Here is a 21,769-nt window from a genome sequence, read left to right on the forward strand (position 1 = left end):
CCTCTTTAAGCATAATCTTCGACGATACGCCCTTACTCAGGGCGTGTTCTGACGTTATTTAGAAGCGTTTGCAAGCTTGCTGCTTTTGGTTTTACTAACCAGAAACGCGTAATAAAATCATCGAAGTTATCTAAAATTTCCTGACCCCATGCGCTGTTTGTTGCAGCAACATGTTCCTGAATGACGCCACGCAAGTGATTGCGATAAGGCTCCATTGTTTCAGATGAAACTCGCTGGATCTCAACCAACTCGCGGTTGTACTTATCAACGAAACTATTGTCCTGATCTAGAACGTACGCAAAACCGCCCGTCATACCAGCACCAAAGTTGTAGCCAGTATTACCCAACACGGTAATTTGACCGCCAGTCATATATTCACAGCAGTGGTCACCAGCACCTTCGACTACTGCTACAGCACCGGAGTTACGTACACCAAATCGCTCACCAGCAGTACCTGCAGCAAACATCTCACCACCGGTTGCACCGTATAAACAGGTGTTACCGACAATAGACGTTTCTTGAGTCTTAAATACACTTCCTACTGGCGGACGAATCACAAGACGACCGCCGGTCATGCCTTTACCGACATAATCGTTTGCATCACCTTCTAGATCCATGTTCAGGCCGCCAGCATTCCACACACCAAAACTCTGGCCTGCAGTACCATTAAGCTTGAGCGTAATTGCTTGTTCGCTCATACCTTGGTTACCGTGACGTTTAGCGATTTCGCCAGACAGACGAGCACCAACTGAACGGTCACAGTTAGTCACGTTGAAACTAAATTCACCGCCCTTTTTACCTTCAATACTTGGAAGCAATTCCTCAACCATACGCTCCGCTAACAAGCCTTGATCGAAAGGCTCATTACGCACGACTTCGCAGGTGTGCGGCTTATCTTCTGCTACCCCACCATCCGATAAAATAGCGCTAAGATCGAGTTGCTTCTGCTTGTCAGTCGAGCCTTCTAATGCTTCGAGAAGATCTGTGCGGCCTACGAGCTCTTCAAGACTACGAACACCTAACTTAGCCATCCATTCACGCGTTTCTTCAGCCACAAAGCGGAAGAAATTCATCGCCATTTCGACAGTGCCTTTAAAGTGCTCTTCTCGCAGTTTTTCGTTCTGCGTAGCAACACCTGTTGCACAGTTATTCAAGTGACAAATACGGAGGTATTTACAACCTAGAGCCACCATCGGCGTTGTACCGAAACCGTAGCTCTCAGCACCCAACATCGCAGCTTTTACAACATCAAGTCCCGTTTTAAGACCACCATCTGTTTGTAAACGAACGCTACCACGTAAGTCGTTACCGCGAAGCGTTTGATGTGCTTCGCTCAAGCCTAGCTCCCAAGGAGAGCCTGCATAACGAATAGAGGTCAATGGACTAGCAGCAGTACCACCGTCGTAACCCGAAATAGTGATTAAGTCAGCGTAAGCTTTTGCAACACCAGCAGCAATCGTCCCGACACCTGGCTCAGAAACAAGTTTCACAGAGACAAGCGCATCGGGATTAACCTGCTTCAAGTCGAAGATCAATTGAGCCAGATCCTCGATAGAATAAATATCATGATGAGGCGGAGGAGAAATCAACGTCACACCAGGTACAGAATAACGAAGCTCTGCGATCAAGTCGTTGACTTTACCGCCAGGCAACTGACCACCTTCACCAGGTTTTGCACCCTGAGCAACTTTAATCTGAATAACTTCAGCACTGCTTAGATAATGCGGTGTAACACCAAAACGACCCGAAGCAACCTGCTTGATCTTAGAACGTTTAACAGTTCCATAACGCGCGACATCTTCGCCACCCTCACCAGAGTTAGAACGGCCACCTAGAGTGTTCATCGCAACAGCTAATGCTTCGTGTGCTTCAGGAGACAACGCCCCCAAAGACATCGCTGCAGAGTCAAAACGCGGGAAGATATTTTCAACTGGCTCTACCTCGTCCAAGGAGATAGGAGAAATACCTTGCTTCAAACCAAACATATCACGCAATGTAGCAGCAGGACGATTATTCACTAAGTCTGCGTATTCTTTGTAAACACCATAATCGCCGCTCTCAACCGCACGCTGAACCGTGTTTACAACATCAGGATTGAAGGCATGATACTCTTGGCCATGTACATATTTGAGAAGACCACCCGGCTCGATTGATTTACGCGCTTTCCAAGCCTCATTCGCAAGCAATGACTGCTCAGCTTGTAAATTCGCAAAACTCGCACCTTGAATTCGGCTCGCCACACCTTTGAAACAAAGATCAACCACATCGTCAGAAAGACCAACTGCTTCAAACAATTGAGCACCACGGTAAGACGCAATCGTTGAGATTCCCATTTTAGAAAGAATCTTAAGAAGGCCTTTACCAATCCCTTTACGATAGTTGTTTTTCGCCTCGATTGGATCCATCAACATCTCGCCGCTCTCGATCAAGTCATTCAACACTTGATAAGAAAGGTATGGATACACCGCGGTTGCACCAAAGCCAAACAATACCGCGAAGTGGTGTGAATCGCGTGCAAAACCAGTTTCAACAACGATGTTGGCATCACAACGCAAGCCATTCTCAACCAGGTAGTGGTGCACTGCACCTGTAGCCATGAATGCATTGATTGGCAACTTACCTTTTTCAATGTCTCGATCCGACAAGACAACAATCACTGAGCCATCACGAACAGCTTGTGCCGCTTTTTCACACACATCTTGAATCGCTGCTTTCAGGCCTTGTTCAGGATCAAATTGCAATGAAACAGTCGCTGAACCAAAACCTAAAGAATTGTCTAAAATCGCAGCAAACTTAGCTGGACTCAAAACAGGCGTAGTTAAAATAATACGCTTAGCGTGCTCAGGAGACTCTTCAAATACATTTCGTTCCGAACCGATGCAGGTTTCAAGCGACATAACAATCGCTTCACGCAAAGGATCGATTGGAGGATTCGTAACCTGTGCAAATTTTTGACGGAAATAATCGGCAACGGAGCGAACGCGCTGTGACAAAACAGCCATTGGCGTATCATCACCCATCGAACCTACTGCTTCTTGTCCCGCCTCACCTAGTGGACGTAAAACTTGATCACGCTCTTCGAAGCTCACTTGGAACATCTTCATTTGCGTTTTCAACTCATCCGAAGGCATTGGTTCAAACGCAGGCGAAGAGCTCTTCAAGCGCGTTTCAAGACGCTGAGCGTTTTCACGCAACCACTTCTTGTAAGGCTTGGCTTCTTTAAGACGCTGATCAATGTCGTCTGTATGCAATACATCGCCGGTCTTCGTATCGATCGCTAAGATTTGTCCAGGACCAATTCGACCCTTCGCAACAACATCTTCAGGCTTATAAGCATAGGTACCGATTTCCGATGCTACTGTAATAAAACCATCTTTAGTAACAACCCAACGACTCGGACGTAGACCGTTACGATCTAGCAAACACACAGCATAACGACCGTCTGTCGTAACTAGGCCTGCAGGGCCATCCCACGGCTCCATGTGCATGGAGTTAAATTCATAGAAAGCACGCAGATCTGCATCCATCGTGTCGACATTTTGCCAAGCCGGTGGAATCATCATTCGAATCGCACGGAAAAGATCCATGCCACCCGTCAGTAATAGCTCGAGCATGTTGTCCATGCTTGATGAGTCAGAACCTGTGCGGTTAACCAACGGCGCAATAGAAGCTAAGTCAGGAAGTCTGTCGCTTTCGAACTTACTCGTACGTGCTAGAGCCCAATTACGGTTACCTTCAATTGTATTGATCTCACCGTTATGCGCTAAAAATCTGAAAGGCTGAGCCAATGGCCACTTTGGCATTGTGTTGGTAGAGAAGCGTTGGTGGAAAACACAAATCGCCGTCTCTAACGCTTCGTTACCAAGATCAAGGTAAAAGTTCGGCAAATCGACAGGCATCATCAAGCCTTTGTACGAAATAACCTGATCTGACAAACTACAAACGTAAAAGTCTTCTTCCTGACTTAACGCACGCTCAATCTTTTTACGGGCGACAAATAACTTTAAGCCAAACGCTTGCTCATCAATATCATCGTTCGCTTCAACAAAAACTTGCTCTATCTGTGGCAAGCAATCTAGAGCCATTCGACCTAAACAAGCATTATCAGTTGGCACAACACGCCATGCTTTAACGTTTAAACCTTCGTCTGCACAGGCAGCTTCAAATGTCGCTCGCGCCTGCGCTGCACGCTCATCATCTAGCTGCAAGAAAATCATGCCTACGCCGTATTGATCACCTAAAGTCAGTGACAATTCTTCTTGTGCGACTTTGCGTAAAAATGAATCTGGCTTTTGTAATAACAAACCACAACCGTCACCTGTTTTGCCATCTGCCGCGATACCACCGCGGTGGGTCATACATGTGAGCGACTCAATTGCTGTTTCCAACAAAGCATGGCTAGGCGCACCTTCTGTGTGCGCAATGAGCCCAAAACCACAGTTATCACGAAACTCTTCTGGGCGGAACAAACCTGCTGCCATAGCATTCTCTCTAAAACATCTAGTAATTTCATACACTTAGACCAACAACTCTGCCTAAAATGTACGACTAAGAAAATTGGGGTCGGACATTTTACACACAGCAATGCGTCTTAACAAATTTTATAACAAGAGATTTTCGAAGAAAGGAAGCTAACTGCTCAATATTTATACAAGCAAACAGAAGCTTATAGAACTCAAAAAGATTAGCGCAGCCCGTCTACACTGCGAACCCAAGGTTTTTGTGACGCTACAACATCTGGCAAATCTGCCGATCGCGCATCGAAAGCAGATTCAAAACGACCATAAAGCACCACAAACCACGCCTTACCTTTGTATGTCGACCGCACATAATATAAATCTGGAAGTTGGTTCGACTCTACAAAACGCTGCGCTGTTGACTCATTATAAGAACCCAATACCTGAAGCGTGTAATTAGCGCCACCAAATACTGAAGAATCTTCTTGGCTTTTTTTCACCGATACCTTTATGACTTTATCTTCAGGCATATCAGTACCAAGATTTTCCGTGCTTGTCCGAACAACCTCAGACTCAGGCTTCACGCTCGACTCTAATGCAGTGACGCCTGAATCAGTATCAGCTGCATCGTTATTCTTTTCATTCGCTAGGACTGGATCGTCAGACTGCGCACCTTTCGACCCGACTAAATCAGAGTCCTCTTTGGCAGACTCTTTTGTCTCTAGCAAATCATCACTCGCTACATTTTCAGCCGCCAAGGTCTCATTAACAGCTAGCGAAGATTCATTCTCAACAACTACCGCTTCTTGCACCACATCAAACTTCTCACTTTGTCGCAACGCTTCATCCAATCGAGCTAAACGCTCACGCTGAGCTTCTTCATCTATCACAACGCTTTCACTAGCAAACTCTTGCTGCGCCATACCCGAGAATAAATTGTGCTGCTGCGCGACAAATAAAAATGAAGCCATCAAGATCAACACAATAGTAACTAGTGCAAACGCAGGTAGTCTCGGCTGGGAACGTTGTGACTCAACCACGACTGCGTCATCAGTCGAGTTAAATAACACTGCCCCCATATGCCTTTGAACCTCAGAAACTAGACCTTGGGTTTTTATATGCAAACGCTCTACCGATGCTTCAGGAATAGAAAGAGTCGAGCTAAAACCTACGCTAGACAAACCTTGCTCGATGAATGCTTTTACCTCTTCAACAGATAAAAGGGGCAAGCCAAATGCATGAACCGACTCATCACCATAATTAGCGGACAACCAAGCAAGTTCTGAAGTAGACGCCAACAACAGCACAACAGAGGTATCTGATTGAGGCAACTCCAATGTGTCAATACAACTTTTCAATAAGGCTTGAGAAAGATGTTCAGCATCATCAATCGTAATCAATGTACGATTACCTTTCTCTCGATAAAGCTGCTTGTAACTCTCGCGACAGCGAACCAACAACGATTCAACATTTTCAGAAGGTGAGGCAAAAATGGCACTTTGATCAGCAATAGCTTGAACAATATCCGCCGGAGTCATATCAGCCTCAGCGGAAATAGAAATCAAATTCAGTTCAGATTTTAGTTCAGCATGGATTTGATCAATCAAATGCGTCTTACCCGAACCTTTAGGAGCATGAAGCCAAAGCAGTAAGTCACCAAAGCAAGCTAAATGACGAACACTTTCTAGTTGATGTTGGCGTTGAGCACCTTTAAAGAAAAAACCTTGCCCTTCCGACAATTGCGCCGACAGGGCGGCATCATCTACACAGAGACGTTTGGCAATCGATAAAAAATGCGCCTGACTCATTGATTATCCCTTTTCTACAAGGCTAATTTGGAAGAACTTTCAACAACGTACTATGCTCAAAATCATCTGTCACTCGCGCAAACCCTAAGCGGTCCATGAGCACTAGACGCAAAGTACCATCTAACACTTTCTTATCAACAGACATCAGTTCGAGATAATCCTGAGCTGACATGACTTCTGGGCCTCGAATCGGTAAAGCACAATCATTCAAGACTTTCAGAATCCGCTCTTCATCGCTTTCTGATAGGCACCCCAGCAACTTAGACATATGCGCGGCCATTGCAATACCTGCACCAACAGCCTCACCGTGCAACCAATTTCCATAACCTGAAAACGTCTCAATAGCATGGCCGAAGGTATGCCCAAGATTCAAAATTGCACGAACACCGCCTTCTGTTTCATCTTCCTCAACAACAATCGCCTTGCATGCACAGGAGGTCAAAATAGCGTAACGCAGACTTGCTTCATCAAGCGCTCGAATATCGGACACATGCTTTTCTAACCACTCAAAGAATGGCAAATCACGAATCAATCCGTATTTAACTACTTCTGCCAAGCCTGCAGACACTTCTCGCTCAGGTAAGGTGGACAGACTAGCAGTATCGATTACAACGGCTTTTGGCTGATAAAACGCACCTATCATGTTTTTACCGAGCGGGTGATTAATAGCCGTCTTTCCCCCGACCGATGAATCGACCTGAGACAATAAGGTTGTCGGAACTTGAATAAAATCAACTCCACGCTGATAACTCGCGGCTGCAAAACCTGTCATATCTCCGATAACACCGCCACCCAAAGCAATTAACGTTGTGTTACGGGAATGCTTCTTCTCAAGTAATGCATCAAAGATTAGATTTAAGGTATCCCAATTTTTATACTGCTCTCCATCCGGCAAGATCACGCTATCCACATCAAAATCGGTCAGAGCTGCACGAAGCTTATCTTCATATAATGGAGCCACTGTCGTATTACTAACGATCATGACTTTCTTGCTACGTATATGCTTTGTAAAATACGAAGCGTCACTCAATAAGTTCGCGCCAACATAGATAGGGTAACTTCTTTCACCAAGATCAACGTTTAAAATATCTACCGTATCTGACACTTATTCTTCCTCTGCTGCGATGCCGTCACTTTGCTCTAATGCACGCACAATACTTTTAACAATTAAACGCAGCGACTTTTTGTTTGTTTCCACGACAAAATCCGCTACCTCACGATAAATTGGATCACGAAGAGCCATCAAGTCCGTTAAGACTTGCTTAGGGTCCTCTCCTCCTTGCAATAAAGGTCGGTTTTTATCCTTATGGGTTCTCGAAAACTGCTGCTCAACAGAGGTATTGAGGTACACAATAAAACCATTGCGGGTCAAATGATCGCAATTCTCCTGACGCATTACCGCGCCACCACCTGTTGCTAATACCACCTGACTTTCTAGAGCTAAATCTTTAATAACAGCCACTTCCCGATTGCGGAAACCTTCCTCTCCTTCAACATCAAAGATCCAAGGAATATCTGCACCAGATCGCTGCTCAATCTCTTTATCGGAATCAATAAACTCGTAGGAAAGCTCTGTCGCTAACAATTTACCTATTGTTGTCTTTCCCGCCCCCATTGGCCCAACCAATACAACTAAGGGCTTCTTTGTTCTGTATGCCATTGAAAAAACTGCTTAAAAAGTTTGAGTTTAACACCGTTTGATAACAAGGAACGATACATTCAGACAAAAAAAAGCCGAGCTATTTAGCTCGGCTTTTTCAGTGTGCCACGATTATTGATCAATCAAACCATCTTTGATCAATTTAGGTGTAATAAACACTAGCAACTCACTACGCTCATTAATGTTTTGCGTCTTTTTAAACAGGTTACCTAGGTAAGGAATATCACCCAGGAACGGTGTCTTAGTTACTGTCGTAGATTCCTCCGACTGGAAGATACCGCCTAGGACAATAGTTTCACCATTGCCAACAAGTACCTGAGTAATTAGTTCATTAGTCGCGATACTTGGCACACCAGCAGTCTCTTGGCCACGATCATCCTGATTTACTTTCAGATCCATAATGATTTTATCGTCAGGAGTAATTTGCGGCGTTACTTCAAGAGACAATACAGCCTCTTTAAATGCAATAGAGGCAGCCCCAGAAGAAGTTGCTTCTTGGTAAGGAATCTCTTCACCAGACTTAATCGTTGCCGTTTGGCGATCCGCCGTTACAATTTTTGGTTGAGCAACGATTTCGCCTTTGCCATCGGCCTCGAATGCCGACAATTCTAAATCAAGCAAGTAATCGCCATTGCCAATACCAATGGCGATAGATGAAGCATTCGTACGTGTCACACCTAGATCAACCGCCAATGCGTCTGGGAATGTAACAGTATTGGTAGTTGTTAACTCGCCAAGAGTATTTTGAGAACCACCAAAACGCCAGAAGGTATCGCCATCTTGGTCACGGCCACCGCCACCCCAAGTAATACCCATTTCTTCAGTAATATTTGAACGTGCACGAACGATACGTGCTTCGATCAGCACTTGGCGCACTGGAATATCCCAGGTATCAATCAAAGTACGGATCTGATTCAATTTATCCGCAGTTTCTCGCACACTAATCGTGTTAGTACGCTCATCTGATGAAATATAACCTCGACCAGAAATCAACTCTTCATCCTGCTGCAACAATGAAACGAGATCTGATGCTTTTGCATAATTGACTTGAATAATTTCCAAACGAACCGGAGCTAACTCTGCAACTTGCTTATTCGTCTCAATTTCAAGTTTTTCACGCGCTGAAATCTCTTCAGCTGGCGCAACAAGCATAACATTACCTGTCATGCGCTTATCTAAACCCTTAGTTTTTAGCACTAACTCAAGCGCTTGATCCCAAGGCACGTTTTGCAGACGCAAAGTAATGCTACCGCCAACAGTGTCACTCGCTACCAAGTTCAACCCAGTAAAGTCAGCAATCAACTGCAATACTGCACGAACTTCAATGTTCTGGAAGTTAAGAGAGAGCTTTTCGCCTGTGAAAGGAAATTTTTCTTTGCGACGCTCTTCTACTTCGTCTTCAGTAATTTTCTCAACGCTTACAACAAACTGATCGTCAGCTTGATACGCCAAGTAATCATAATTGCCGGTAGGCTTGATCACGATTTTGGCCTTACCATCTTCAATGTAAGACTCAATACGTGAAACAGGTGTTGCGAAGTCAACAACATCTAAACGCTGACGAAGGCTTTCCGGAAGCTCTGCATCAGAGATCAACAGCTGGATGTTGCCACCTACTTCACTCATGTCGATATCAGCAGATGGATTCGCTAGACCAATAATGACTTGACCATCGCCTTTCTCACCGCGACGAAAATCAATCGCTGTAATACCATTCCCTGAAGCAGACTGACTAACTGACGCATCGCTTTCAGCTGATGAATTTTCAGCTGCGGCTGAGCCAATCTTCAAAATCAGATCATTACCCTCAACAGAACTGGTGTAAGGTGCCATGGAATTTAGATCAACAACAAAGCGTGTAACAGCTTGGCCCGCATTATTTTTTGCTTCGATCACCGTCATACGGTGAGCGTTGCCGAGACCAAGCTCGTGATAACGCTTATCCAAACCATTTGTTGCGCCATCAACTGTAATTGAGATGTCTGCAGTCTGACCAATCGTAAAGATCTTTGGTTCTGCAGGAGGCTCATCAAAGCTCAGAACAATCTCAACTGTATCACCCGGCATCGATGCAAATTTCACATCCTGTAATACTGCCGCATTGGCCGCGGACATGAACATTGCCATGAACAAAGATAACGCTAATTTCGGCTGACCAAACATTTTCATTGCCCCAAAAACTCTAGATGTTTTAACTTTTTCATTTATTTGTTTCACTATTCGCACGCTCCCAATCACTATATATCTTCCAGCGTTACAGAGCGTGGACGCTCAATCCAACCACCATTCCCGTTCGGCACAATCTCAATCAGACTAATTCCAGCCTCTTGAATTGCTACCACACGGCCATGGTTTTTGCCCATATATTGACCTTCCTGAACCCGATGAACTCCGCCAGAATTATCAGAAATCAGAGCCCAAAGTGTGGCTGAGTCCTGCTTTTGCAAAGTACCAACCATTCTCAACTGAGTAAGCTGGAATGACTCCAACATTTCTTTAGGACGATCAAAATTTGGCTTGATGTTGCTTTGGTCTTCTGCGATTTCGACACCAACATCAACCTCTTCAACGGGAGCCGCAAAAGGAGAACGGCTGCCCGCTTCTGAATATTTGAATGACTCATAAATAATCATTTCAGGTAATGGGTCAATACGCCCAGCCGGCTTCTCATCAGCCGACTTCATGAAAGAGTCTAAATCTGCATAACCTTCGTTTCCGCCACATGCAGTGAGTAACGAAGCGCTTGCCAGCAAGATAGAAGAAACTAATACCCTACTCATTTTTTCTTCCTCTTCTTATTCTTTTTACCGCCTTGATCTGGGTTGTAACGATACGTCTTAGCAGAAATGTTCATCGTCAAATCACCCGCACCACCTTTTCCAGCTGGCTTAATATCAAAATCATGTAGCGTCACAATTCGCGGCAAAGCAGCCACACCACTGACAAACGCAGCCATATCGTGGTAAGTGCCTCGCACAGAAATATCGATCGGAAGCTCAACATAAAACTCTCTAGAAACCTCCGGCTTTAAGCCAATACTATTGATTTCTAGACCAGTACCTAAACCAGTATTCGTAATATCCTCAAGCAAGCCAGGAACTTCAGTGTCTGCAGGTAATTGCTTAAGCAAAGCACCAAAAGACTCTTCCATTTCGGTCATCTGCTGACGATATGCATCGAGATTAGCAACTTTAAAAGCTTTGCTTTCATATTGTTGTTTAAGCGTGACTTCCTCATTCTCAACACGCTCCAATGCTGCATATTGGTCTTTAATCATGAACCAATATCCACCACCTAGAATAAGGAGAAATACGAGTGCCAATACAATCGCTTTTACTGGTATCGGCCAAGAACCTGCATTATTAAAGTCGAGATCATTAATATCGAAATTTTTCAGGCTTTCCATCTGTTCTGCAAAACTCACAACTACTCTCCTTTATCGTCTTGCTCAGAGACAGGTGTAACCTGCGCAACTGTCATATCGAAGGCGCTTTGGGCTCCGCCTTTAGCCGCTTTCACATCTCTTAGATTTGGATTAGAGAACCACTCAGAACCTTCAAGGTTTCGCATAAGGCCCGAAATTCGATTATTCGATTCAGCTACACCTTGAATATCTACTTGTGCAGACTTGCGATCAAGACTTGTGTAATAAAGCCCTTCTGGGAGAGTTTTAACTAACTCGTCAAAAACGCGCACTATAACAGGACGCGTACCTTGTAAGTCTTGAATGACCTTCATACGCGCTAGAAGCTGCTCACGTTTCTCCTTAAGTTCCGCAATTTCTTTGGTCTTCTTATCAAGCACAGCCATCGATGTTTTGATGTAGGAATTGCGTGCTTTTTGCTCTGCAATCATGCCACTAACTTGCGTATTCCAAAGAAAGAAAAGGCCACCAGCTGCAACAGCCACAGCAACAAGCATTGCGATAAATTCTTTTTGTCGTTTGGCTCGGAGTTCTTCGCGCCACGGACGTAGGTTAATACTTGGCATCAGTCAAAACTCCTCATCGCTAAACCGCAAGCAATCATTAATGCCGGCGCATCATTACTCAGAGCTGAGGCATTTACTTTTGAGTTCAACGTCATATCTGAAAATGGATTTGCTACGACTGTCTTGATCCCAACCTTCTCTTGAATCATTTCAGCAAGATCTGGAACGGAAGCAACACCGCCAGCAAGTACTACATAATCAACTTCGTTGTATTGACTAGACCCAAAGAAGAATTGCAAAGAGCGAGCCACTTGTTGAACAACAGCTTCTTTGAACGGCTCAAGCACCTCACGTTCGTAGTCATCCGGCAAACCGCCTTGCTTTTTCGTCAGGCCAGCTTCTTCATACGACAAACCGTAACGACGCTGAATTTCTTCCGTCAGCTGACGTCCACCAAACAATTGTTCACGGGTATAAACGGTAGTATTTTCGGCGAGCACACTTAGCGTTGTCATGGTTGAACCAACATCAACAACTGCCACAGTTTGCTCTTCTGGAGAATCTTCCATTTGGGAAGCGATAAGACCGAAGGCACGCTCAACTGCATGCGCTTCAATATCAACGACTCGACTGATAAGCCCACCAATTTCGAGGGCATCTTCACGTAATTCAACGTTTTCTTTACGGCAAGCAGCGAGCAAGACATCGACTTGATCTGCATTGTCTTCGGAAGGGCCAATCACTTCAAAATCAATCGAAACTTCATCGAGCGGATAAGGAACATATTGATCAGCTTCGACCGAAATCTGATCCTCAAGTTCTTGGTCATTAAGTTCTGCACTCATTTGAATCGTCTTTGTAATAACAGCAGAGCCTGCTACCGCTACAGCACCAAACTTCACATTACTACGCGACTTCGCGAGCACCTTTTTAACCGTTTCACCAACCTGCTCAACATCATTGATCGTTTTCTCAACGACGCTATTTGCCGGCAAAGGCTCCACAGCATAACTCTCGACCCTAAGCTTGTCGCCGCTCTTTGACAGCTCTAAAAGCTTAACGGAAGAAGAGCTAATGTCGACACCTAAAACGATGTCGTTCTTTTTCCCGAATAATCCAAACACAGAAATCCTACCATCTAAATCGACATGAGTGTGGCCGACTTGTTATAGGAGAGTCTTGACCAAGCACACACAGTACAATTCTTTACTAAAAGCACTCAAAATAGACGTATAATAGTTACCGCCTAAAATTAAAGCTATTTCTAAGATAATAGACCTATATTCATAAACTGCTAGGAAAAACATGGCTCGTTTTGTGAGACTTTCCACCTTTTTTGCGTGGTGTACTGCCGCAGCGATTTGCGGCGCTGGAATTTTGTTGAGTGCGTTTTATTTGTATCTCGCGCCTCAGCTACCTGATGCAGCACAACTAAAACACACTCAATTACAAACCCCTATGCGGGTGTATACCAGCGACAATAAAAAGATTGCTGAATTCGGAGAAAAGCGAAGAAGTCCGGTCGATATTTCTGAAATTCCGACCACATTAACCTCCGCATTTATTGCTGCTGAAGATAATCGATTTTATGAGCACGGAGGCATCGATATTATTGGCTTAGGGCGTGCGGCAGCTCAACTAATTCAATCTGGTCGAATTAAAACTGGCGGCAGCACAATCACAATGCAGGTTGCCAAAAACTTCTTCCTAACACGCGAGCGCACCTTTGTTCGAAAATTCAACGAAATATTCCTAGCGATTCAGATAGAACAAGCTTTAACAAAACCCGAAATACTAGAGCTCTACCTCAATAAAATATATTTAGGTAATCGCGCTTACGGCGTAAAAGCAGCTGCGCAAGTGTATTACGGGAAAAACCTCGATGAACTTAGCTTGGCAGAAAGTGCAATGATTGCAGGCTTGCCAAAAGCACCTTCTCGATTCAATCCTATCGTGAATCCAGATCGCGCCAAAATTCGTCGAGATTGGATCTTAAGCCGCATGCTAGAGCTTAAAATGATCTCTAGCCTAGATTATTCAGAAGCAAAAAACTCAGAACTAACCGCTGGCTACCATGGCATTCAACCTGATTTGGCCGCACCATATGTTGCAGAAATGGCACGCCAAAAAGCAGTTGAACTCTTTGGTTCTGAAGCTTACACACTAGGGCTCAATGTTTACGTCACGACAGACAGCGAATTACAAGCAAGCGCCCAAAATGCTGTAGTTAAAGGGCTTGATGACTACGACAAACGTCATGGATACCGTGAGCCACTGGACCATGTAGAACTAACAGGCGAAGAAAATGATGTTACAAAGAAACAGATACTACGCAATTACATTGCTAAAACGCGCTTTACTCCAGCAGTCATTACAGGAATAGAGCCAGAATCTATTGAACTATTCACGCTATCTGGCGAAGAAGGTGTTATCGATATAGCAAATGCATCGCGTGCAGCGCCATTCATCAACATTAATAGAGTGGGTAAAGCTCCAACTGACTTAAGCGAGCACTTCAAAATTGGAGACATTATCGAGGTCAGCGCCCTTAGCGCTGAAGCAACACCATCAGAAGATACCCCTACAGAAGCAAACGCTGACGTTTCAGGTGAGATAGCTGAAGCTCCGCGCTTACCTTATATACTCGAGCAAAGCCCTGAAGCACAATCTGCGCTTATATCTCTGCGCCCAGAAGATGGTGCAATTCTCGCGCTCAGTGGTGGCTACAACTTTAGAATGAGCAAATACAACCGTGCGATTCAAGCAAAACGTCAGCCTGGCTCAAACTTTAAGGCATTTATCTATTTAGCCGCGCTTGAAGAAGGGAATACAGCCGCAACACTCATCAATGATGCACCCTTAGTTTTTAATGACAAAAACTTAGAGACATCGTGGCGACCAGAAAACTCGAGTGGCAAATTTTACGGCCCCACAAGACTAAGAGAAGCGTTTTATCGCTCTCGAAACCTTGTATCGATTCGCTTACTCAAAAGCATGGGAATCAAGCCGACACTCAAGCACATCACAAAATTTGGCTTCAACGAGCGAGACCTGCCTAAAGACCTCTCACTCGCTCTAGGTAGCGCAGGTATTACACCTATCGATGTAGCCGCCGGATACGCAATGATCGCCAATGGCGGTCATTATATCGAGCCATATTTGGTTACTCATATTGAGAACAGCAAAGGTGAAACACTTTACAAATCTGATCCCTATGTTGTTTGCGATAAAATTTGTATGGTAGAGAAAAACGCAGCGGAAGAAGAAAATGACGCAAGCACTGAAGACGGGCTGACTAAAGAAAGCTTCAAGCCCGCTCCTCGCATTGCAGATGCACGCGCGGTATTTATTCTTCACTCAATGATGAAAGACGTAATTAAAAAAGGTACTGGTCGACGCGCTTCTGCGCTCAAAAGATCCGACATTGGCGGCAAAACAGGAACGACCAACGATCAAAAAGATGCTTGGTTCTCGGGCTTTAACACTGAGGTCGCAACGAGTGTATGGGTAGGTTTTGACAATCCAGAGACACTTGGCCGCAGAGAGTACGGCTCTAGAGCCGCGCTACCAATTTGGATGGATTTTATGAAAGACGCATTGGCTGACACTCCTGCTGCACACTTAGCACAACCGGAAGGCATTATTAGCGTTAAGATCAACGCCAAGACAGGCCTTCGGACATCATATGCAGAACAAACACTGTTTGAATACTTTAGAAACGAAAACAAACCTGAAGAAGAGCGGGCAACTCCGCCGAGCTTAGATCAGTTCGTCACCACTCCGAGCGAAAGTACTGCTCGCCCTGAGGATATTTTCTAAGCACCTCGATTTAGCTGATCGAATTACTCATCATGGCTTCGTCCTCAATTCTTGAACAAAAAAAAGCCGCATACTTAGATGCGGCTTTTTTGAAACGACTATTGATTACTTGATGTCATCAACAGTGCTCAATGGATAGTGCTCTGGGTAACCAAAACGCGCAACACCAGAATCAACAGCTGCTTTCGCTACGGCTGCTGATACAGCGCCAAGCAAACGGGAGTCAAGCGGCTTAGGAATGATGTAGTCCTTACCGTACTCAAGCGCCTCACCACCGTAAGCATCGATAACGTCTTGAGGAACTGGCTCTTTAGCAAGATCTTTGATTGCGTGAACCGCTGCCACTTTCATCTCTTCGTTGATCGCTTTAGCACGAACGTCTAACGCTCCACGGAAGATGAATGGGAAACCAAGAACATTGTTCACCTGGTTCGGGTAATCAGAACGACCAGTCGCCATGATTAGATCATCACGTGCAGCAAGCGCTGTTTCAGGCTGGATCTCTGGATCAGGGTTTGAACATGCAAAGATAACTGGGTTTGGAGCCATGCGATTCAAATCTTCAACAGAAAGAAGGTCTGGACCAGAAAGACCAACGAACACGTCAGCACCATCACAAGCATCTGAAAGCGTACGCTTGTCAGTATCGTTTGCGAACATCGCTTTGTATTGGTTCAAATCATCACGACCAGTGTGAATCACACCTTTACGGTCAAGCATGAAGATGTTCTCTTGCTTCATACCACAAGAAATCAAAATTTTCATACATGCGATTGCTGCAGCGCCCGCACCTAGACATACAACTTTAGCATCTTCAATGTTCTTACCTTGAAGCTCAAGTGCGTTGATCATACCTGCAGCGGTTACGATTGCAGTACCGTGCTGATCATCGTGGAAAATTGGAATTTCGCACTGCTCTTGAAGGATACGCTCAATTTCAAAACACTCTGGTGCTTTGATATCTTCCAGGTTGATGCCACCAAAAGTGTTTGCGATACGTTTTGTTGTATCAATAAACGCTTGAGGGCTTTCTGAATCTACTTCGATATCAAATACATCAATACCTGCGAAGCGCTTAAACAATACACCTTTACCTTCCATTACAGGCTTAGAAGCCAATGGACCAAGGTTACCTAAACCAAGAATCGCAGAACCGTCAGAAATAACAGCAACAAGGTTACCCTTTGCTGTGTACTTGTATGCGTTTTCTGGATTTTCAGCAATAGCACGTACCGGCTCAGCAACACCTGGGCTGTATGCTAAAGAAAGGTCACGTGAAGTTAGTGTTGGTTTAGTGATTTCAACACTGATCTTACCTGCACGTGGTTGCGCGTGATAATCGAGTGCTGCTTGTTTTAAATCGTCTGCCATTACAGTGTACCGTTTTAAAAATTTGGGCAATGCCCTTTTTATGTTTCTCTCAAAAGCGAAACGCTTATGAGCTTACTCACACTCAGCAATTTGCTGACATAAGTGCAAAAAAAGAGCGCATGGCGCTCTTTTTAAATTCTTGTATCGGATTAGCTCGCAATACGACTGCCGAAACGCTTCTTGAACTTGTCGATACGACCACCTGTATCCATCACTTTCTGCTTACCAGTGTAGAATGGGTGACACGCTGAACACACGTCCAAAAGAATGTCTTTAGCTAGCGTAGAACGCGTTTTGATAACGTTACCACAGCTACATTTTGCTTCGATTTCCTCGTAACGAGGATGGATATCTTTTTTCATCTTAACTACCTATTTCATTGTTTGCCGCCACCCATCGTCATTCACTCTAGCGTTGGGCACCGCAAGGAAGGCATCGAGCCATTTACACCAAGAAAGGGCGCAAGGGCCGAAATTGGGGCGAGAATATTACCAAAACAATTGCGGAGTGCAAGCGTGAATTGATTATATTTTGACTAATGCAAATACAAACATGCTCATCCTTCAACTTTCAAAACAATATTACATGACCCAGAAAGTGACTCGAAGTAAACTAAAAAGCATGAGCGCTATTTCATCCCCCCTTCGTTTTGCATCTATTGCACTTCCTGTTCCCTTGCACAAAGAGTTCGACTACTGCATACCCATCACGATGCAAAACAGATCATTGCAACCTGGAATGCGCGTTGCTGTGCCATTTGGCAATCGAGTCATTTGTGGAATTATTACAGATATCAAATCGGAAACACTGCTAGAGCCCAGCAAACTGAAAGACATCGAGCGATGTATTGATTCAGCCCCAATACTCAAGGCGCAATCACTAGAACTTCTTAAATGGGCCTCTACCTATTACAGCCATCCGATCGGCGAAGTGATATATAGCGCACTGCCCACCGCACTGCGCAACACAAAACCACAGGCGATATATCAAAACACGCTTTGGATTCGAACAAACAAGCCTTTTTCTGGCAAAAGAAACGCGCATAAGCAGATCGCACTTCTTAAACAGCTAGAAGAATCTCCAACAGGAATTTGGGCAGATGCGCTGCGCATGCTTGGCTTTACCGGCGCGCAATTTAAATCACTCGAACAACAAGGATATATTGAGAAACAATTATCCCAACAGCAAAGCCAAGCAATGCAAGTCCACGAAGACACGATTTCATACGGACTTAATCAAGAGCAACAAATAGCGGTTGATGGCATCATTCGAAACTTCGATCAATTCACCCCGTTCATGCTTGAGGGCATTACCGGCAGTGGTAAAACTGAAGTATACATTGCAGCCGTAAAACATTGCCTGAGTTTAAATAAACAAGCACTGATTCTGGTGCCAGAGATCAACCTGACACCTCAAACATTTAAACGCTTCCAAAGCCAACTTGGCATCCCCGTGGCCGTCTACCACTCAGAAATGAGCAATAAAGAAAAGCTGATCACCCATCAACTATGCAGCAGCGGGCAAGCCAAAGTTCTCATCGGAACAAGATCCGCAATATTTCTCGAATATCAAGACCTAGGCCTGATAACTATCGATGAAGAACACGACAACTCATACAAACAGACCGAAGGGTTTAAATATTCTGCTAGAGACATCGCTGTTAAACGGGCGCAGCTCAACCAATGCCCTGTTATTCTTGGCAGCGCCACCCCTTCATCAGACAGCTCTCTCAACATTTTGGAAGGACGATTCAAACACTTAACACTGAAACATCGTGCCAAGAAAAGCGTATTGCCCAGCGTCAGCCTTGAAGATATGAGAGCGCTAAAGTCTAAGGACATTCTTAGCCCACGAACATTGGCACGCATCAAATCAGAAATTGATCAAAACAATCAGGTCATTATTTTCCATAACCGCCGAGGTCTCGCGCCGAGTTTAATGTGCTTTGATTGTGGCTGGATATGCCACTGCCCTAACTGTGACGCGCGAATGACCGTGCACAACACTCCTGCGCATCTACATTGTCATCATTGCGACCACAAACATCAGATCAGCCACCAATGTCCAGAGTGCCAAGGTACAAATGTGAATGCAGTTGGTGCAGGCACAGAACGTATAGAACAAATACTTAATTATTATTTCCCGCATACCCGAACGCTGCGCCTCGATCGCGACAACATTAAAAACCAAACACAATTGGACGAATGCATCACAGAGATTCGAGATGGCTCCCCTTGCTTAATTGTAGGCACACAGATGCTTGCAAAAGGACATGATTTTCCAGACGTCACACTCGTTGTTGTCGTCGATGCGGACGGCCTATTTTTTAGCTCAGACTTCCGGGCAATGGAAAAAGGTGCTCAACAATTATTGCAAGTTGCGGGCAGGGCTGGCCGCGGAGAAAAAGCAGGGCATGTAGCGATACAAACACGCCAACCCGAGCACTCACTCTTCGAGACCTTAAAACAACACGATTATCACAGCTTTATGGAAAATGAGTTGCGAGAAAGACAGCTCTGCGCACTGCCACCATTTAGTAAACTTATGACGATTCGCTCGGAAACGCCGGATCCTGTATCGGGCGAACAGCACCTCACACACCTCAAACAATATTTACTCGACCAAGAAGAACTCGCTGACTTATTCATTGCCGGCCCTTTAGCTGCAAGCATTAGTCGCAAGCAAAACAGCTTTCGACACTACTTACATTGCTTTGGCAAAGACAACAAACAACGCTATATCGCCCAACAATATGCTCTGCATTTTATTCAGAGCGTTAAACAACACAAACTCCGACTAAGCATCGATATCGACCCTATCGAAACAAGCTAAGCAATATCTTGAAAAATAAGCCGAGTTTCGGTGTGCAGCTTCTTTCACTAGAGCCTAGAATTATAGATAATACGCGCCCCAAATTTCGTGTTATCGAACATCTATCTCTCGGAGCATCATGAAAGACGTCATTGCACAACTCATCGAATCAGCCATTCAGGAACTTCAACAAGACAATACCTTGCCCGGTGATCTTAAGTTTCGGGTCATGGTAGATACTACAAAAGATAAGAGTCATGGCGACTTCGCAACCAACATTGCATTAATGCTCGCCAAACAAGCTGGCACAGCACCGCGAGCTTTAGCAGAAAACATCTGCGCAAAAATCGAAAACAGCAACAATGCTCAAATTGAAAAACTTGAAATAGCCGGCCCTGGTTTCATTAACTTTTTTGTGAGCTCAGCCAGCCAATTCGCTGTACTCGAAGATATCTTCGCACGAGGCGAGAACTTCGGGCGCGCAGACGCAAACAGCAAACCATCGATCCAAGTTGAGTTTGTTTCAGCCAATCCAACCGGCCCACTTCACGTAGGTCATGGTCGCGGCGCTGCATATGGTGCGACTGTTTCAGATTTCTTAGAAGCTGCAGGCTATCAAGTGCAGCGAGAGTACTACGTTAACGACGCTGGCCGCCAAATGAACATTCTCGCTGCGAGTGTTTGGCTGCGCTATTTAGAACTGCTAGGCCAAGACATTAAATTCCCAGTGAACGGTTACAAAGGCGAATACATTTTTGATATCGCAAAAGACCTGCAAAGCAAGCATGGCGACGCGTTCTCTCAAAACGCCGAAGATGTATATAAAGATCTTCCAAAAGATGAAGATGAAGGCGGTGATAAAGAGCTGTATATCGATGCGGTCATCGTTCGCGCTAGAGAACTACTTGGCGACGGATTCAAAACGGTCTACGACCTCGGCGCTGATTCAATCGTTGATGAAATACGCGAGGACTTAGGCGAGTTCGGTGTGAACTATCAACGCTGGTTCTCTGAGGCATCATTAAAAGACAGCATTGAAGTCGCGCTTGCAAAACTTCAAGAGAATGGTTTCCTATACGAGAAAAATGGCGCTACATGGTTCCGTTCAACAGACTTTGGCGATGACAAAGACCGTGTAGTGAAGCGCGACAATGGCGAAACAACATACTTCGCATCGGACATTGCCTACCATTACGACAAATTCGAACGCGGCTTTGAACGCGTTATCAATGTTTGGGGCGCCGACCACCACGGCTACATCACACGCGTAAAAGCGTCCTTACAAGCCCTGGGCATTGACCCTGAAAAGCTCACTGTAAAACTAGTTCAATTCGCAATTCTTTATCGCGGTGGCGAACGCGTTCAAATGTCGACAAGAAGCGGCTCATTTGTGACGCTACGTGAGTTACGCGAAGAAGTTGGCAACGATGCAGCACGTTTCTTCTACGTGACGCGTAAGGCTGAGCAGCACATGGACTTCGATCTCGATCTTGCGAAATCACAAAGCAAAGACAATCCGGTGTATTACATCCAATACGCACATGCACGTATTGCAAGTATGCTGCGCAAACTGGAAGAAGAAGGCGCACTCGTTGATCAAGCAAATGGTTTAAGTCAACTAACTAGCAATGCCATCGAAGCTGAAACTGAATTGGCAAAACGTTTGGCGCAATATCCGCAAACGCTTATTAATTCTGCTGAGCAGTTTGAGCCGCATACTATGACGCATTATCTACGTGACCTAGCTAGTGAATTCCACACTTACTACAACGCGAACAAGATGCTTGTTGAAGATCATAATGTACGTGATGCGCGCATCACCTTGAGCCTTGCTGTGCAACAGGTTCTGAGCAATGGTCTGAATCTGCTAGGTGTTAGCGCGCCAGACAGTATGTAAGTAGACACGAGATTCA

14 protein-coding genes are annotated in these 21,769 nt (G+C 44.9%); 3 read left to right on the forward strand and 11 right to left on the reverse strand.

Annotated elements, in window-relative coordinates:
* Positions 1–32: 32 nt before the first annotated feature.
* The 9 genes from gltB to A3739_RS15350 all read right to left on the reverse strand — a co-directional run bounded on the left by gltB (position 33) and on the right by A3739_RS15350 (position 12,979).
* Complete coding sequence (gene gltB, locus A3739_RS15310; protein ID WP_068475365.1) at positions 33–4,481, reverse strand: glutamate synthase large subunit; 4,449 nt, start codon at positions 4,479–4,481, stop codon at positions 33–35.
* Between the two features lie 203 nt (positions 4,482–4,684).
* Positions 4,685–6,265 carry an AAA family ATPase gene (locus A3739_RS15315; RefSeq protein WP_068475363.1) on the reverse strand — a complete coding sequence of 527 codons (1,581 nt, stop codon included), beginning with the start codon at positions 6,263–6,265 and terminating at the stop codon, positions 4,685–4,687.
* A gap of 22 nt (positions 6,266–6,287) precedes the next feature.
* On the reverse strand, positions 6,288–7,370 hold the full coding sequence (gene aroB / locus A3739_RS15320) for a 3-dehydroquinate synthase (RefSeq protein WP_068475361.1): 1,083 nt from the start codon (positions 7,368–7,370) through the stop codon (positions 6,288–6,290).
* Positions 7,371–7,925 carry a shikimate kinase AroK gene (gene aroK / locus A3739_RS15325; RefSeq protein ID WP_082878442.1) on the reverse strand — a complete coding sequence of 185 codons (555 nt, stop codon included), beginning with the start codon at positions 7,923–7,925 and terminating at the stop codon, positions 7,371–7,373.
* Between the two features lie 111 nt (positions 7,926–8,036).
* Entirely contained in the window at positions 8,037–10,142 is a 2,106-nt protein-coding gene (locus A3739_RS15330; RefSeq protein WP_231876585.1) for a type IV pilus secretin PilQ, read from the reverse strand.
* 20 nt (positions 10,143–10,162) lie between these two features.
* On the reverse strand, positions 10,163–10,705 hold the full coding sequence (locus tag A3739_RS15335; RefSeq protein WP_068475359.1) for a pilus assembly protein PilP: 543 nt from the start codon (positions 10,703–10,705) through the stop codon (positions 10,163–10,165).
* On the reverse strand, positions 10,702–11,349 hold the full coding sequence (locus A3739_RS15340) for a type 4a pilus biogenesis protein PilO (RefSeq protein ID WP_068475357.1): 648 nt from the start codon (positions 11,347–11,349) through the stop codon (positions 10,702–10,704). Before A3739_RS15340 ends, A3739_RS15335 begins: the two co-directional genes overlap by 4 nt.
* A gap of 2 nt (positions 11,350–11,351) precedes the next feature.
* On the reverse strand, positions 11,352–11,915 hold the full coding sequence (locus A3739_RS15345; RefSeq protein WP_068475355.1) for a PilN domain-containing protein: 564 nt from the start codon (positions 11,913–11,915) through the stop codon (positions 11,352–11,354).
* Positions 11,915–12,979: a pilus assembly protein PilM gene (locus A3739_RS15350; RefSeq protein ID WP_068501971.1), complete on the reverse strand. Its 1,065-nt coding sequence runs from the start codon at positions 12,977–12,979 to the stop codon at positions 11,915–11,917. Before A3739_RS15350 ends, A3739_RS15345 begins: the two co-directional genes overlap by 1 nt.
* A gap of 181 nt (positions 12,980–13,160) precedes the next feature.
* On the opposite strand from A3739_RS15350, the gene A3739_RS15355 reads away from it, so the two are divergent.
* Positions 13,161–15,674 carry a penicillin-binding protein 1A gene (locus A3739_RS15355; protein ID WP_068475351.1) on the forward strand — a complete coding sequence of 838 codons (2,514 nt, stop codon included), beginning with the start codon at positions 13,161–13,163 and terminating at the stop codon, positions 15,672–15,674.
* A 105-nt stretch (positions 15,675–15,779) separates the two neighbouring features.
* Here the strand turns inward: A3739_RS15355 and A3739_RS15360 are convergent, their stop codons facing one another.
* Positions 15,780–17,045, reverse strand: a complete 1,266-nt coding sequence (locus A3739_RS15360) for a malic enzyme-like NAD(P)-binding protein (protein WP_068475349.1) — start codon at positions 17,043–17,045, stop codon at positions 15,780–15,782.
* A 149-nt stretch (positions 17,046–17,194) separates the two neighbouring features.
* The gene (rpmE, locus tag A3739_RS15365; RefSeq protein ID WP_068475347.1) at positions 17,195–17,407 is read right to left on the reverse strand and encodes a 50S ribosomal protein L31; all 213 of its coding nucleotides are present in this window, start codon (positions 17,405–17,407) and stop codon (positions 17,195–17,197) included.
* Positions 17,408–17,666: 259 nt separating this feature from the next.
* On the opposite strand from rpmE, the gene A3739_RS15370 reads away from it, so the two are divergent.
* Both A3739_RS15370 and argS read left to right on the forward strand, forming a co-directional pair.
* Positions 17,667–19,877: a primosomal protein N' gene (locus A3739_RS15370; protein WP_068475387.1), complete on the forward strand. Its 2,211-nt coding sequence runs from the start codon at positions 17,667–17,669 to the stop codon at positions 19,875–19,877.
* A 118-nt stretch (positions 19,878–19,995) separates the two neighbouring features.
* Positions 19,996–21,753 (forward strand): arginine--tRNA ligase, encoded by a 1,758-nt coding sequence (gene argS, locus A3739_RS15375; RefSeq protein WP_068475344.1) that lies wholly within the window; start codon positions 19,996–19,998, stop codon positions 21,751–21,753.
* Positions 21,754–21,769: the final 16 nt, after the last annotated feature.

The organism is Oleiphilus sp. HI0067, assembly GCF_001635735.1.

Excerpts from the sequence above, each read along its gene's own strand:
- gltB (WP_068475365.1), bottom strand. The coding sequence starts at position 4,481 with ATGGCAGCAGGTTTGTTCCGCCCAGAAGAGTTTCGTGATAACTGTGGT.
- A3739_RS15315 (WP_068475363.1), bottom strand. The coding sequence starts at position 6,265 with ATGAGTCAGGCGCATTTTTTATCGATTGCCAAACGTCTCTGTGTAGAT.
- aroK (WP_082878442.1), bottom strand. The coding sequence starts at position 7,925 with ATGGCATACAGAACAAAGAAGCCCTTAGTTGTATTGGTTGGGCCAATG.
- A3739_RS15335 (WP_068475359.1), bottom strand. The coding sequence starts at position 10,705 with ATGAGTAGGGTATTAGTTTCTTCTATCTTGCTGGCAAGCGCTTCGTTA.
- A3739_RS15345 (WP_068475355.1), bottom strand. The coding sequence starts at position 11,915 with ATGCCAAGTATTAACCTACGTCCGTGGCGCGAAGAACTCCGAGCCAAA.
- A3739_RS15355 (WP_068475351.1), top strand. The coding sequence starts at position 13,161 with ATGGCTCGTTTTGTGAGACTTTCCACCTTTTTTGCGTGGTGTACTGCC.
- A3739_RS15360 (WP_068475349.1), bottom strand. The coding sequence starts at position 17,045 with ATGGCAGACGATTTAAAACAAGCAGCACTCGATTATCACGCGCAACCA.
- rpmE (WP_068475347.1), bottom strand. The coding sequence starts at position 17,407 with ATGAAAAAAGATATCCATCCTCGTTACGAGGAAATCGAAGCAAAATGT.
- A3739_RS15370 (WP_068475387.1), top strand. The coding sequence starts at position 17,667 with ATGAGCGCTATTTCATCCCCCCTTCGTTTTGCATCTATTGCACTTCCT.
- argS (WP_068475344.1), top strand. The coding sequence starts at position 19,996 with ATGAAAGACGTCATTGCACAACTCATCGAATCAGCCATTCAGGAACTT.